The organism is Acinetobacter sp. LT1 (assembly GCF_059800965.1).
Window position 1 is genome coordinate 43,411 of the sequence record NZ_JBBAXE010000002.1, and the last position, 13,504, is coordinate 56,914.

At 37.1% G+C, this 13,504-nt stretch carries 16 protein-coding genes and 1 tRNA gene; 11 read left to right on the forward strand and 6 right to left on the reverse strand.

Features of this window, described 5'->3' with window-relative positions:
* Positions 1 to 4: 4 nt before the first annotated feature.
* Positions 5 to 367 (reverse strand): DUF3592 domain-containing protein, encoded by a 363-nt coding sequence (locus WBW42_RS01940; protein ID WP_032056580.1) that lies wholly within the window; start codon positions 365 to 367, stop codon positions 5 to 7.
* Positions 368 to 609: 242 nt separating this feature from the next.
* Between WBW42_RS01940 and WBW42_RS01945 the strand changes: the two genes are divergently transcribed.
* Positions 610 to 1,857, forward strand: a complete 1,248-nt coding sequence (locus WBW42_RS01945; RefSeq protein WP_032056578.1) for a mechanosensitive ion channel family protein — start codon at positions 610 to 612, stop codon at positions 1,855 to 1,857.
* A gap of 86 nt (positions 1,858 to 1,943) precedes the next feature.
* On the opposite strand, the gene WBW42_RS01950 is transcribed toward WBW42_RS01945, so the two are convergent.
* Positions 1,944 to 2,348, reverse strand: a complete 405-nt coding sequence (locus WBW42_RS01950) for a hypothetical protein (RefSeq protein WP_032056577.1) — start codon at positions 2,346 to 2,348, stop codon at positions 1,944 to 1,946.
* Between the two features lie 133 nt (positions 2,349 to 2,481).
* Positions 2,482 to 3,747, reverse strand: coding sequence for an MFS transporter (locus WBW42_RS01955; protein WP_032056575.1), 1,266 nt, complete (start codon positions 3,745 to 3,747; stop codon positions 2,482 to 2,484).
* Positions 3,748 to 3,858: 111 nt separating this feature from the next.
* Here WBW42_RS01955 and WBW42_RS01960 point away from each other — a divergent pair, with 111 nt between their 5' ends.
* From WBW42_RS01960 to WBW42_RS01980, 5 genes are all read left to right on the forward strand, one after another.
* Complete coding sequence (locus tag WBW42_RS01960) at positions 3,859 to 4,305, forward strand: winged helix-turn-helix transcriptional regulator (RefSeq protein ID WP_032070619.1); 447 nt, start codon at positions 3,859 to 3,861, stop codon at positions 4,303 to 4,305.
* An 85-nt stretch (positions 4,306 to 4,390) separates the two neighbouring features.
* Positions 4,391 to 4,720, forward strand: coding sequence for a hypothetical protein (locus tag WBW42_RS01965; RefSeq protein WP_032056572.1), 330 nt, complete (start codon positions 4,391 to 4,393; stop codon positions 4,718 to 4,720).
* A 517-nt stretch (positions 4,721 to 5,237) separates the two neighbouring features.
* Entirely contained in the window at positions 5,238 to 5,762 is a 525-nt protein-coding gene (locus WBW42_RS01970; RefSeq protein WP_032056571.1) for a Panacea domain-containing protein, read from the forward strand.
* Between the two features lie 231 nt (positions 5,763 to 5,993).
* Positions 5,994 to 7,058 (forward strand): hypothetical protein, encoded by a 1,065-nt coding sequence (locus WBW42_RS01975; RefSeq protein WP_284105154.1) that lies wholly within the window; start codon positions 5,994 to 5,996, stop codon positions 7,056 to 7,058.
* 112 nt (positions 7,059 to 7,170) lie between these two features.
* Positions 7,171 to 7,482, forward strand: coding sequence for a hypothetical protein (locus WBW42_RS01980; protein WP_032056568.1), 312 nt, complete (start codon positions 7,171 to 7,173; stop codon positions 7,480 to 7,482).
* 14 nt (positions 7,483 to 7,496) lie between these two features.
* Here the strand turns inward: WBW42_RS01980 and WBW42_RS01985 are convergent, their stop codons facing one another.
* From WBW42_RS01985 to cysS, 3 genes are all read right to left on the reverse strand, one after another.
* Entirely contained in the window at positions 7,497 to 7,973 is a 477-nt protein-coding gene (locus WBW42_RS01985) for a hypothetical protein (protein ID WP_032056567.1), read from the reverse strand.
* A 208-nt stretch (positions 7,974 to 8,181) separates the two neighbouring features.
* Positions 8,182 to 8,257 (reverse strand) — tRNA-Gly (locus WBW42_RS01990).
* A gap of 63 nt (positions 8,258 to 8,320) precedes the next feature.
* Positions 8,321 to 9,742: a cysteine--tRNA ligase gene (gene cysS / locus WBW42_RS01995; RefSeq protein ID WP_032056565.1), complete on the reverse strand. Its 1,422-nt coding sequence runs from the start codon at positions 9,740 to 9,742 to the stop codon at positions 8,321 to 8,323.
* Between the two features lie 213 nt (positions 9,743 to 9,955).
* On the opposite strand from cysS, the gene WBW42_RS02000 reads away from it, so the two are divergent.
* From WBW42_RS02000 to lptB, 5 genes are read left to right on the forward strand one after another with little or no spacing between them, the layout of a single operon-like run.
* Positions 9,956 to 10,933, forward strand: a complete 978-nt coding sequence (locus WBW42_RS02000) for a KpsF/GutQ family sugar-phosphate isomerase (protein ID WP_002122342.1) — start codon at positions 9,956 to 9,958, stop codon at positions 10,931 to 10,933.
* Between the two features lie 3 nt (positions 10,934 to 10,936).
* The gene (locus WBW42_RS02005; RefSeq protein WP_002122322.1) at positions 10,937 to 11,476 is read left to right on the forward strand and encodes a KdsC family phosphatase; all 540 of its coding nucleotides are present in this window, start codon (positions 10,937 to 10,939) and stop codon (positions 11,474 to 11,476) included.
* Positions 11,477 to 11,513: 37 nt separating this feature from the next.
* Complete coding sequence (gene lptC / locus WBW42_RS02010; protein WP_045126504.1) at positions 11,514 to 12,062, forward strand: LPS export ABC transporter periplasmic protein LptC; 549 nt, start codon at positions 11,514 to 11,516, stop codon at positions 12,060 to 12,062.
* A complete protein-coding gene (gene lptA, locus WBW42_RS02015) occupies positions 12,046 to 12,594 on the forward strand; it encodes a lipopolysaccharide transport periplasmic protein LptA (RefSeq protein ID WP_002122334.1) in 549 nt (182 codons plus the stop codon). The genes lptC and lptA overlap by 17 nt, the downstream gene beginning before the upstream one ends.
* The gene (gene lptB, locus WBW42_RS02020; RefSeq protein WP_002122331.1) at positions 12,594 to 13,337 is read left to right on the forward strand and encodes an LPS export ABC transporter ATP-binding protein; all 744 of its coding nucleotides are present in this window, start codon (positions 12,594 to 12,596) and stop codon (positions 13,335 to 13,337) included. The genes lptA and lptB overlap by 1 nt, the downstream gene beginning before the upstream one ends.
* Positions 13,338 to 13,504: the final 167 nt, after the last annotated feature.

The following is a 13,504-nucleotide window of genomic DNA, read 5'->3' on the forward strand; positions in this document are numbered from 1 at the left end:
TGACCTAAATCATCACTTCGCCCAATATCGAAATATTCTTTAAGTTTTTAGGGTCATATTTAATATTAATAATACTACCGACTTTATATTTATAGTGATCTTGCTTAGCAATAAGCACCTTTAGATTTTCAGTAATGACTTGGCCTTGCTCAGTTTGAAATTTCAATTTGACATAACATAAAGGGCGATATTGCACCTTAGCTAATGAGTCTTGAAAATATACGACCTCGGCAGAAGTCATCTTTCCTCGTTTATAAATTAAAAATCTTTGAACCTGATTTTTAAGAAAAAATGTCCAAGCAATATAGATAAACAATAAGCTGAACCAGACTGTTCCAATAAAAGTCAAAAAAACAGAAAATTTCACTCACTCAAACCAGAGTTATTCGTTTAACGGATTATTCTAAATGAACTGATAAGCCCGATCTAGCTTATATAATTGGTCTAAAACATAAGCAAATGAAGCTTTAAAATTAACGGATCATAATTAAACTTGGGCAGGGTATATAACTTAGTTGTTGTATTTATGACTACATATGTAAACAAACCTTATGAGAAACGTTCTTAACCCCTAAAATTCTACAAAAGAAATTTTAAAGGTGTATAGGTTTGGATTTTTTAAATTTTTTCCATGATATTCGGGGTGAGTTAAGTCAATATCCTTGGCTAGAAATGTTGGTTTCACTCACGATTTTGATTTTATTTGCTGCAATAGCAAATTTTATTGCCAAACGCATTATTGTTCGGGGCGTTCGACATTTAGTCACAAAACTCAAATCACCAAATCAGTCTATTTTCGCTCAGCATAGCGTTATAAAGAAATTTGCAAATATTGTTCCTGCCGTTGTGATTATGAACGGTATTGCAACGGTTCCTCATCTATCTCCGAAGTTTATTGCTTTTGTAGAAATGGCTGCGCAAGCATTCATTTTTCTTACACTCGCGCTTACGGTTAGCGAGCTGTTAAATATCTTTAATCTTATTTATCAGCGTAATCCAAAATCTAGAAACAAACCGATTAAAGGTTACTTGCAACTGGTTAAACTCATTTTATTTGTTGTCTGTGGCCTCATGATTTTGGGAACATTCCTTAAAAAGGATGTGTTCACTTTACTCGCTGGTTTTGGTGCAATGGCAGCGGTATTAATGCTGGTTTTCCAAAACACTATTCTGTCTTTGGTGGCGAGTGTACAAATTGCCTCTTATGACATGGTGCGTATTGGCGACTGGATTGAAATGCCATCACTCAATGCAGATGGTGATGTAATTGATATTTCACTGCATACCGTGACTGTTCAAAACTTCGATAAAACCTATACCACCATTCCGACCAATAAGCTCGTGACCGATACATTTAAAAACTGGCGTGGTATGAGCAATTCGGGTTGCCGTCGAATGAAGCGTTCACTTTTTATCGATCAAAGTAGCGTTCATTTCATGAGTGATGAAGAGCAACAAAAGCTCAAAGACTTTTTATTGCTAGATCAATACTTAAATGCAAAGAATTCTGAAATTGAAGAATTCAATAAGCATTTAAGCAATCAATCTCGTTACAACAAGCGCCGTCTAACCAATATTGGTACATTTAGAGCCTATGTTGAATTTTACTTACGTCAGCACAAGGGCATTGCTCAAAATCAAACTATTATTGTTCGTCAGTTACAACCGACAAGCCAAGGTTTGCCACTAGAGATTTATGCATTTACCAACACGATTGCGTGGGTTTCTTATGAGGCAATTCAGTCAGATATTTTTGACCATTTAATTGCGATTCTTCCCGAGTTTGGTTTACGTGTTTACCAAGCACCTTCGGGTCATGACTTGCAAAGATTGACGGCAGAAATTCACCCAAGTTAAGTTTTTAAGCTGTAAATAACAGCGCATAAACTATTTGGAAAAAGCTCCCAGACGGGGGCTTTTTTACTCATACTCTTCACAAAAGATTATCCTGCAAACCAAATATTCTGATGATCACACATGGGACTCAAATGTTTAATCCGTAGATTGTCTTGCTCAAAATTACCAATACCTCCAGCAATATCTAATATGCCCCCTAAGCCGATCTGCTGACCTTTATAACTTAAAGTGCTTTTTTCAGCATCCCACTGAGCACTATGTTCTGGAAAGACAATGAGTATATCTTTCACATAAAGACATCCTTGCTTTAACTCTAAGTTTCCTTTTAAGCGTGCTGAACCAGAGAAACCATCGTACTGATAGGCTGGGAGTTTCATAGCATTGGTACTGTCGTTTGCTTCTTGCTGGTGGCATCCTGCAACAAGGGCAAATACAGCCGTGTAAAGTAATTTATTATTAATACCCAATTTTGTTCCTATAGGGATTTGCATATATTTGATAGTAATTGTCTAAAGTTGCATATCAATCTTTAGATTGTTAATGAAGATTTCATTCTATTACCGTTCGAACTTAAGATTTAAAGACTAAACTTTCTTATTCATGGGCTTATAAAACTTTGGGTTATTATATTTTATTTATTTGTATATTGTTATCTTTTTCATGAGTGATTTGAGGCACGATATGACGGGTCATCCACCAAAATAATAATGCCAGAAGGCTAACACATGCACCGAGTGCACACACGCCAAGCCAACCAGCATAAGCATAAGTCGCTGTTGTGCTGATTGCACCCAATCCACTACCTACTGCATAAAAGAGCATGTATAGACCAACAAGACGGCTATGCGCTTCTGGACGAGTGCGAAAAATCATACTCTGGTTGGTCACATGCAAAGCTTGCCCACCTAAGTCTAGTAATACGATGCCAATCACAAGTGCCCAGAGCGAGTAGGCCATGAGTGAAAGCGGACCCCATGCGAGCAGTAATATTAACAGTGCTGCCAAGCTTGTACGCTGAGCATATCCACGGTCTACCCAGTAACCCGCACGTGCAGCAGCCAGAGCACCTACAACTCCGACGAGTCCAAAAGACCCAATTACAGTATGCGAGAAGCTATAAGGCGGGGCACTTAACGGCAGTACTAATGCGCTCCAGAAAATATTAAATGCCGAGAACATGAGTAAAGCTAACACACCGCGCACTTGTAGCACTTTTTCTTGGCGTAGTAGTTTTAACATAGAGGCTAGAAGCTGCGGGTAGCGCATGGCACTAGGTTGAATATTTAAATGAGGCAGACGTTTCCAAAGCGGCAATGCAATCATGAGCATGATGATAGCTGCGCAGAAGTACACGCCGCGCCAACCCGCCACATCACTAATTCCCCCTGAAAATACACGGGCAAGCAGTAAACCAATGAATACACCACTTTGTGCAGTACCGACTACATGTCCTTGCTCATGTGGGAGAGCAGCACTTGCAGCATAGGCAATAAGTCCTTGAGTCATGGCTGTACCGAGTAAACCCACCGCAAGCATTCCTGCCAAAAGAATAATCGTAGAATGGGCAAAGCCAACCACGAGCAATGCAGATATTAAGGCTAGTAACTGTAGGGCCATTAACCGACGCCGATTTACCAAATCACCCAAGGGCACTAAAAAGATTAAAGCTAGCGCACAACCTATTTGAGTGGCTGTCACTACACCACCAATAGCGGCATGACTAACATTAAAGTCACTCGCCAAAATGTCGAGCAAGGGCTGCGCATAATAGACATTTGCTACGCTTGCACCACTTGCTATAGCAAATAGCAAAATTACGCCACGAGGCATACTTGAAAGCGGTTTATCACTTTCGGCGGATGAAGTTGAAGATGCAAGAGAAGCTTTCATTGTCCTAAATCCAATTAATCTAGTTTTAAAATGCAACTGGTTGAATATTAAGTCTACTAGTTTTAAAATGCAACTAGGTGGCTTATTGCTGATGATTGGTAAGGAAACTCGATGGCGAACTCTACATTGTTAAAAGACGAGCCTTGTCCTGTTGCGCGTTGCGTCAATCTGATAGGAGACCGCTGGTCACTGCTGATTGTGCGCGATGCTTTTGATGGAATGCGCCGTTTTGGAGATTTTCAGCGGAGCTTGGGAGTGGCGCGAAATATTCTTTCAGATCGACTGAAAAAATTAGTTGATGCTGGTGTTCTTGAACTACAAGATGCTTCGGATGGCACGGCTTATCAAGAATATGTATTGACCGATAAAGGGGAGAGTCTGTTTCCAGTGATTGTGGCTTTACGACAATGGGGAGAGCAAAACCTATTTGAAAATGGTGAGCGCCATTCTCTGTTGATTGATAAAAATACAGGACAAGAAATTCCATTTATGGCACCAGTCGCGGCGGATGGAACAGTGCTGAGAGCTTCTAATACTCAAGTGCAAAAGGTGAAATAAAAGAAGAGAAAACAAAAATAACCGTTTTTAACTTAAATTTGGGCAGATTAGTTGGTACCCTTGCGCGTCAAATTAAGGTGAGATTATGAGATTTATATTCCTCTTTATCAGCGCAATTTCAATTCAATGTTATGCAGCATCAGAAGCAATGGAACTTCATTACTGTGAAACTGTGAAAAAAGCAGCGAGTGGAGTGATGGATGCAAGACAACATAAAGTGCCCGCTAAAGAGTTACACGACATAGCCAATCATCTTGAAGAGCAACAAGCCAAACAACTTTATCAAGAGCTTATCAAATCTGCATATTCTTCAAAGCTATTTGAAGACCCTCTCATTAAGTCAAAAGCTGTCGAGAACTTTCAAACCACGTGGCATGAACAATGTTTGGCAAAAGAATTAGCTAAAAATATTTGAGGGTGGTAATGGGAAATGTGGAAATCGATTATTAACCTATGAAAACATAATGAAACTAGGACTGCTATTCCATAAATCTGCTGATTTAAGAAAAGTTAGACATTGTGCTGAGGTATATAGACGACATGTGTTTGGAGGAAGCGCAGTAAGAATATTGTTAAATCTAGTAATGTCAAAAATTAGCAATTTTTAGTTGAGAATTGTTAAAAACAAATGAAAATCCAGCGGTTGTTACTTTTTAAGAGCTACAAAAGCTTGACAAATGGTTTCTATTTCTTATTGACAAAAATGTCATTAGTACATACCATCTTTACAGACCCTATTATCATTTGATAACAGGGTATTTTTGTCTATATAAGTTTCTGATTATGAAGATTTCAAATCTTTAATTTATAAAGCTATCCACAAAATTTTTTAGAAAGAAGAAAGTAATGAATATCCATCTATATTTTTAAATCTTAAATCCTATTTTTGACAGATTTAATGATTTATTAATTTTAGTTATGTGAGGTGGGTTATGAATAATTATAGTGCTATGGATGTTGCAAACTTTATCGTTTGGTATGCAAACAATGTTTTAAATAGAAAAAGTTTGACTCCATTAAAATTGCAAAAAATACTTTATTATGTGCAAGGGACTTTTTTAGCAGATCATAATCGCCCATTGTTTAATGAAGCTATACAAAAATGGCAATATGGACCTGTAGTCCCTTCTGTTTATTTCGAATTTAAAGATTACGGAATTAGTCATATAGATAGACCACGGAGTACATTTTCATTTCAACAAAGTGAAGAAGGTGGGTTGGGTTTTAAATTTGATGATTTTGACCATACTAAAATTGCTGTAGATTCATTGGTTTTTAATCATATAAGTAAAGTAGTAGAACTTTTAATTGATGAACGACCTTTTGATCTTGTAAATAAAACACATGCTGAAATTATGTGGTCGAGAGATCAAGAAAAAATTTTAAATGGTATAAGAGATATTGAATATTGTAATGAAGAAGTTGCACAATACTTTAAAGAGAATCCACTTTTTTAAAATATAAATGTCTCAATCACTTCCTAATGATGTTAAAACCGTAACACAGGTTATAATCACTGAGTTATTGAAAAATTTCAATAACTCAGCTGATAGTATTCGTTCGACAAACACAGTAGCTGATTTATTTATCCAATCTGTTTTAAAATTTAACTTATTTAAAGAAAATAATATTTTTCTCGTGAAATACAAATTGTTAGTGAAGAGGAGTTTTCTTCTGCAATTCTTAAAATGAGAAATGGAGATTTGGAAAGCGTAAAGTGTATTGCTGAATATATAAGTCTTTCAGAATCAAGAAGATTTGAGTTTGAAGTTCCTTATGAGTATATTACTGATTATGTTTATTCAAATGACTTACAAATCGAATATGTAGTCTTAGAAGATAGATTAAATCTTTTTGCTCAATGTATTGAAAGTAAAATTATTGACTATGATAATAATGATATAAAAACCTTAGAAAAGGTTTTTAGAAAGTTCAGAAGACATTTATTATTGGCTATCTTTCAAAAAAAATATATTGATGAAGTAACAAAAAAAGAAGCAAGAAAAGCAGGAGTTATTGCTAATAATGCTCAAACTATTGCTAATAATGCTCAACAAATCTCAAATAAAGCAAAGGATGACTCTGAAAGAGCAGAAAAGCTAGCAACTAAAGCTGAAGAGCTAGCAGGAAAAGCTGAAGACCTTGCGAGTGAAGCGGATGCTCAAGCTAAATCTACAATTGCTAATTATATCGCAATTTTGGGGATTTTTGCCTCAATTATTTTTACACTTTTTGGTGGCGTAAATTTAATTAGCGCAACTGTGAAGTTATTAGAGGCTAATTCAAGATGGCCTTATTTAACTTTTATTATCGCTTTGTTGATGATTTGCTTATTAACCTTACTTAATATGCTGATTAAATGGGTAAATTCTATTAATAATCTTAAAGAGGAATTAGAAAAGAGAGGAATTAATTCAACGTCTAAATCAAATAATCATAAACAAGGTAAAAATATTTTAGAAAAAAATTGGGGAGTAGATTTCTATACAAAATCGATAATTTGTTTCTCTGCAATTTTATTGATTAGTTTAGGGGGAATGTATAAAATTAAAAAGGAAAATTTCTTTAGTTTTTCTACTGAAACAACTTCAAAGCATTTGGAAAGTAATAGTGTTAAAAACTCAAAAAATACAGAAGATAAGTTAAATAGTAAAGATGATATAGGCAATATAGAAAAAACAGTATTTGAAAAGTACACTATTTCAAATAAACCTGATAATAATGAGCCTGATAAAGCTGAGCAGTCAGACTAATCTAAAGAACCCTCATTGGATGGTTTTTAGTTCTTGAAATGCTGAATTTTAATCATATATAACGATTAAAATAAGAGGTAGTTTACTTAAAAAATTCTTATAGGAGCATAGGGTGATAGGGTGGAAGTATAAAGGGCGGAATTATTATTTTAATCATTTTAATGCTCTAACATTCATTGGGATGTTTGTCGTATTACCTTTATTATATGGTTGGATAGAAGGAGTTATACCAGATATTTTTTACGATAACTATTTTTTAATCATTTTCAGTCTTACTATGCTTTTTTATAGTTATGCAATTTATAAGGTAAGTATTGATTCATATGAACCATATTACTATGACGAGAAGGGTAAAAAAATAGAGGGCGAAGAAACACTTGAACAAAGAGCTAAACGCTTAAGAAAGTTTAAAAAAAGTAAATAAAAATTAAAAGCACCCTAGGGTGCTTTAGCCAATCGATTTACTGCAGCTTGAATAATATCGGGTAAAAGCTCTTTTTTAGGACCTTCGCGGTCAGCAATAATTTTTACAATATTCTCACTAGTCAAAATCCAACAATCATTCGGAATGAATTGAAGCTGAGGTTTTCCATCAAAATGATTAATAGTTAAAAACATCCTTTGAGAGTGCATTATTCTAGTAATTATTGCTCTTACAATCTCTTCTTCAGGATAATTTGGCTTTTCTGGCACGTCACCACCTAACCGAGCGATCTGATCATGTAAACTCCAATAATAAGTCATGATTTGATTGTGAGTTTCCCTCTCAAGTAAATCAAAAGAAGAGGGAGTATTCGTTTGGATAGATACCTCATTTGTTCCTGTTGAATATACTGTTGGTGCACCACACTTAGGACATGCATAAGCAAGATTGCTAAATTTTTTCTTACATTCTTTACAATTAATTAAGGCCATTTTTTTCTTTCTATAAAGTGGTTCTAGAACCTATAAATTTACTTTGAAATAGTTTCAGATTAATTTTTTTGGTTATGTCAGAATAATTTTAAATATTAGTTATTAAGATCCATTAGATAAGAAACAATCAGATGTAGTCTGATTTTAGTTAATTGAAAAGCAATAAAAAAACCACCTAATTCTTTCGAATTAAGTGGTTTTTAAATTTTGGAGCGGGAAACGAGACTCGAACTCGCGACCCCAACCTTGGCAAGGTTATGCTCTACCAACTGAGCTATTCCCGCAATGTGAGCACATTATAGAGTGTTTCATTAAAGTGTCAACACTCTTGTGATCTAATTGAACGTTTAATCAGCACGACGCCAAACTGTACCTTGACGTGTATCTTCAAGTACCACACCTTGGTCGAGCAAAGACTGGCGAATACCATCTGCTTTCGCAAAGTCTTTTGCTTTTTTCGCATCCACACGTTGTTGAATAAAATCTTCAATTTCAGCATCAGACAAAGCAAGCGCTTCTTGTCCAATATCTGATTTTAAGAAATCATCTACATTGTGTTGTACCAAACCTAAAATGTTGGTGAGGTGACGTAATGTCGAATAAAGCACAGTCGCTTGGTCAGCTTGCTCTTCTTTTACAGCACGGTTTAACTCTTTGTTAAGTTCAAACAATACAGCCATTGCTTCAGCAGTATTGAAATCGTCACACATTGCATTGTTAAAACGTTCAATAAAGCTTTGATCAAGCGTTTCAGTTGTCGTTTGACCGTACACTTGTTGGTAAGCTTTAAATGAATGGTAGAAGCGAGTTAAAGAAGTTTTTGCTTCTTTAAGTGCCACATCAGAGAAGTTCACAGGACTACGATAGTGTGAAGACACAATAAAGTAGCGGATCACTTCAGGGTGGAATTTCTCCATCACGTCACGAATCGTAAAGAAGTTGCCTAAAGACTTAGACATCTTTTCACCATCAACGTTAATGAAGCCAACATGTATCCAGTAGTTTACATATTGCTCACCAGTCGAAGCTTCACTTTGCGCAATTTCATTTTCATGGTGCGGGAACATTAAATCTGAACCACCACCATGAATGTCAAAGTGATTGCCTAAGCAGCAAGTCGACATTGCAGAACACTCAATGTGCCAACCCGGACGGCCATTACCCCAAGGAGATGCCCAAGACGGTTCATTTTCTTTTGCATGTTTCCAAAGTACAAAGTCAAACGGATGTTTCTTTTCAACTTCTACATCAACACGCTCACTTGCGCCAGCTTGCATATCATCAAGCTTACGGCCAGAGAGGCGACCATATTTTTCAAATTTGGTCACTTCAAAATAAACATCGCCGTTTGAAGCAGGGTAAGCAGCGCCTTTATTAACCAAATTGCCAATCATATTTTGCATCTGGTCGATATATTCAGTCGCTTTAGGTGCTTCATCAGGTGCTAAACAGCCTAAGTTCGCTGCATCTTCATTCATTGCATCGATGAAACGAGTGGTGAGTTGTTGGATTGTTTCACCATTCTCATTCGCACGTTTGATGATTTTGTCGTCAATGTCGGTAATGTTGCGAATGTAGCGAACATTCCAGCCTTGACTACGTAAGAAACGAATAATGTAGTCAAATGCAACCATAACTCGAGCATGCCCGATATGACAGTAGTCGTAAACGGTCATACCGCAGACGTACATATCGATGTGACCTTCTTTGCGAGGTACAAATTCAACTTTTTTTCGTTGCTCAGAGTTATATAAAACAAACGGTTGCATAAGGGTTTTCAAACACTCAACAAAAACAGTGTTACATCATAACTGATGCATCATTTTTCACAAAGGTTTATGCAAGAATTTTATAAGCTTGTGAAATCTTATACATTTAAAAACGTGTAGATGATTGAGTTATGTTAGAATGCCCCCAAATCTTTTGATTAAAATCACCGATCTTCACAAGAGATCAGATCAATTATTTTGAGTCAAACTCGTATGCCCAATCCTACAGATTTCCAAAGCAGCGCATTAGCAACATTGCGTATTGAGCAACAAGCCTTAGACGTGTTAGCAACACAAATTGGTGACAGTTTTAACCGAGCTTGTGAAATATTGTTACAGTGTAAAGGTCGTGTTGTGATCACTGGCATGGGTAAGTCAGGGCATATTGGCCGTAAAATGGCTGCAACTTTCGCCTCAACTGGTACTCCATCGTTTTTTATGCATCCGGGCGAAGCTGGGCATGGCGATTTGGGAATGCTGGTTCGTGGTGATGTTTTAATTGCGATTTCCAACTCTGGAAAAAGTGATGAAATCATGATGTTGATGCCTTTAATCAAACATCTTGGCGTTCCTCTTATTACGATTAGCCGTGATGATAAAGGCCCAATGCCACAAAATGCTGACATCGCTTTAACTTTAGGTGAGTCTGACGAAGCGTGCCCATTAGGTTTGGCGCCTACGTCGAGTACGACAGCAACTTTAGTATTGGGTGATGCACTGGCCGTTGCTTTACTTGAAGCACGTGGTTTTACCGCAGATGATTTTGCTCGTTCGCATCCAGCAGGTGCGTTGGGTAAACGCTTACTTTTACATGTAAAACATCTGATGCATACAGGCGATGAACTGCCAAAAGTTTCACCAGATACACCAATGAATCAAGTGCTTTATGAAATTTCTAATAAACGTTTAGGCTTGACGACAATTGTAGATGAACAAGAACATTTACTTGGTATTTTCACCGATGGTGACTTGCGCCGTTTAATTGATAAACAGCAAGGTTTTGATGTGAATTTGCCTGTTTCAGAAGTGATGACAAAAAAACCATCAACGATTTCTCAAGAGGCACGTGCGGTAGAAGCTCTACAACAGCTGAACCTGAAAAAAATTAGTCAGTTTGTGGTGGTAGATGACCAAAACAAAGTGATTGGTGTAATTAGTATGCATGACCTTATTCAGGCAGGGGTAAATTAATCAATGGCATCTTATGCATTGTTAGAACAAGCACGTCATTTACAGGCATTGGTTCTGGATGTTGATGGTATTTTGAGTGATGGCTTCGTAACCTTAACTAATAGTGGCGATGAAATTAAATCATTCGATATTCGTGATGGTTTAGGAATGAAGCTTGCACAGCAAGCCGGCATGAAAGTTATCATTATTACTGGCCGAAAAAGTAATATTGTTGAAAAACGTATGTCTGATTTAGGCGTAGACCTCGTTTTTCAAGGCCGTGAAGACAAAGGCTCAGCACTTCGTGAAGCTTGTGCGCAGTTTAATATTTTGCCATCTGATTGCTTGTATATGGGCGATGATTGGCCTGATTTATCTGCTTTTGCAATCGCAGGTATGAGTGTTACTGTGCCAAATGGTCACGAAGAAGTACGTCGCCGTGCGCATTTGGTTACGCAATCGATGGGTGGGCGTGGTGCTGTTCGTGAAGTCTGTGATATGTTGCTGATCGCAAAAGGCATTTACCAAGAACTTCTTGAAAAATATCTTGCAGTACCGCATTAATAATAAGATTACTTAAAAAGGTAGGCTATTCCTGCTCATGGATACCAGAGTTTTATCAATTGTTGCTGTAGTGGTTGCTGCTATAAGTGGTGGTTACTACTACTATAGTGGCAAGGCAAAAAAACTAGACATTGGTTCTGCGAAGAATATGACATATTCAGCGCAGGGCGTCCATTTGACTCAAACTGATGATCAAGGCAATTTGTATATCCGTGCTGAAGTTCGTCAGCTTGAACAGGATATGCAACAAAAAACATCAAAGTTGGATCAACTTAATGCCTCGATGTATAAAGATGGCAAAGTTGATGCGACATTCTTTGCAAAACAGGCAAATGGCTACGATGATAACCGTAAAGTTATTTTATCGGGTGATGTGGTCGCAACTAAATTGGCGCCACAAGGGAAGATTGAATTCCAAACTGATGAGTTAACTGGATATCCAAAAACCAGAGAAATTGAAACAAATCACCAAGTGGTGGTTCAATCTCCGCAAGCCGAGTTTGTCAGCAAAGGGTTAAAAGCTAATTTGAATAATGGTCAGTACGAATTTTTTAATATTCGAGGAAAGTATGCACCAAAGTCTTAATTTAAAACGTTCTTCAGCTTTCCTAAAACAAGCTGCGGTAATTACATTCGTTGCTTTATCATCTGCTTCGACTTTTGCGTTACCGTCTGACCGTAATCAACAAATTTCGTTAGTGGCAGACCGTGCAACTTATAATGAGAAAACGGGTTTAACGACTTATACGGGTAACGTCGTGATTGAGCAAGGTACGATGAAGCTTCAAGCCGACTCAATTGTTGCTACGCTAAACTCTAAACGTGAAATTCAAACGATTACTGCCAAAGGTAGACCGTCTAAATTCCAACAGCAAATCAGTGCTGACAAGGGCGTTGCACGAGGCGAGGGTCAAACCATTGTTTATAATGCAGATACAGGCATTATTACTTTGACTGGTGGTGCATATCTATATCAAGATGGTTCAAGCATCCGTGGTAACTCATTGAAATATAGTATGAACAAAGGCGATGTTGAAGCTCAAGGTTCATCGTCAAATCGTGTTCAAATTATTATTCCGCCATCAACTTCAAAAAGTTTCCCAGGAGCGCGTGACTAATGCAACAAGCTCTTCAACCCCAAACTTTGTGTATTAAGCACTTAGCAAAAAACTATAGTAAACGTTGGGTCGTCAAAGACGTATCTTTTAGTATGCAAAGTGGACAGATTGTTGGTTTGCTTGGTCCTAACGGTGCAGGAAAAACAACAAGCTTCTATATGGTTGTTGGGCTAGTGCGTATGGACAAAGGTGAAATTCACCTTGATGATCTTGATATGTCCGATTTGGCAATGCATGAACGGGCACGTAAGGGAATCGGATATCTTCCGCAAGAAGCTTCTATCTTTAGAAAGCTGACAATTGCTGAAAATATTATGTCTATTTTAGAAACACGCAAAGACTTAAATAAGCAACAGCGCCAACAACGTCTTACTGAATTATTGAATGACTTTAAAATCAGTCATATTAAAGATTCATTGGGAATGAGTGTGTCTGGTGGTGAGCGTCGCCGTGCTGAAATTGCACGTGCATTGGCTGCTGATCCTAAGTTTATGTTACTTGATGAACCGTTTGCCGGTGTCGATCCAATTTCGGTGGGTGATATTAAAGATATTATCCAGACCTTAAAAGATCGTGGTATTGGTGTGCTTATCACAGACCACAACGTACGTGAAACTTTGGCGATCTGTGAACGTGCATATATTGTGAGTGAAGGTGCGGTAATTGCAGAAGGCACTCCACAAGAAATTCTGGATAACGAACAGGTACGTAAAGTCTACTTAGGTGACGATTTTACAGTTTAAATAAAAAAGTTAATCTATTTGGCTAAAAAGAGGTCAATGCTTCTTTTTAGCTTTTTTATATTTAATTATTAAAAAACAATAAATTATACGGTTCACTTGATGAAAAAATAATGTGTGAATTATTCCTGCATTTATGCTTCTTTATGCAAAAAAATATGTAGAATGTA

What these genes read in the sequence shown, in the direction of transcription:
- WBW42_RS01965 (WP_032056572.1), top strand. Translation starts at nt 4,391, where the DNA reads ATGAGATTTATATTCCTCTTTATCAGCGCAATTTCAATTCAATGTTAT.
- lptA (WP_002122334.1), top strand. Translation starts at nt 12,046, where the DNA reads ATGCACCAAAGTCTTAATTTAAAACGTTCTTCAGCTTTCCTAAAACAA.
- WBW42_RS01955 (WP_032056575.1), bottom strand. Translation starts at nt 3,747, where the DNA reads ATGAAAGCTTCTCTTGCATCTTCAACTTCATCCGCCGAAAGTGATAAA.
- WBW42_RS01975 (WP_284105154.1), top strand. Translation starts at nt 5,994, where the DNA reads ATGAGAAATGGAGATTTGGAAAGCGTAAAGTGTATTGCTGAATATATA.
- lptB (WP_002122331.1), top strand. Translation starts at nt 12,594, where the DNA reads ATGCAACAAGCTCTTCAACCCCAAACTTTGTGTATTAAGCACTTAGCA.
- WBW42_RS01950 (WP_032056577.1), bottom strand. Translation starts at nt 2,348, where the DNA reads ATGCAAATCCCTATAGGAACAAAATTGGGTATTAATAATAAATTACTT.
- WBW42_RS02005 (WP_002122322.1), top strand. Translation starts at nt 10,937, where the DNA reads ATGGCATCTTATGCATTGTTAGAACAAGCACGTCATTTACAGGCATTG.
- WBW42_RS02000 (WP_002122342.1), top strand. Translation starts at nt 9,956, where the DNA reads ATGCCCAATCCTACAGATTTCCAAAGCAGCGCATTAGCAACATTGCGT.
- WBW42_RS01985 (WP_032056567.1), bottom strand. Translation starts at nt 7,973, where the DNA reads ATGGCCTTAATTAATTGTAAAGAATGTAAGAAAAAATTTAGCAATCTT.
- lptC (WP_045126504.1), top strand. Translation starts at nt 11,514, where the DNA reads ATGGATACCAGAGTTTTATCAATTGTTGCTGTAGTGGTTGCTGCTATA.
- cysS (WP_032056565.1), bottom strand. Translation starts at nt 9,742, where the DNA reads ATGCAACCGTTTGTTTTATATAACTCTGAGCAACGAAAAAAAGTTGAA.
- WBW42_RS01970 (WP_032056571.1), top strand. Translation starts at nt 5,238, where the DNA reads ATGAATAATTATAGTGCTATGGATGTTGCAAACTTTATCGTTTGGTAT.
- WBW42_RS01960 (WP_032070619.1), top strand. Translation starts at nt 3,859, where the DNA reads ATGGCGAACTCTACATTGTTAAAAGACGAGCCTTGTCCTGTTGCGCGT.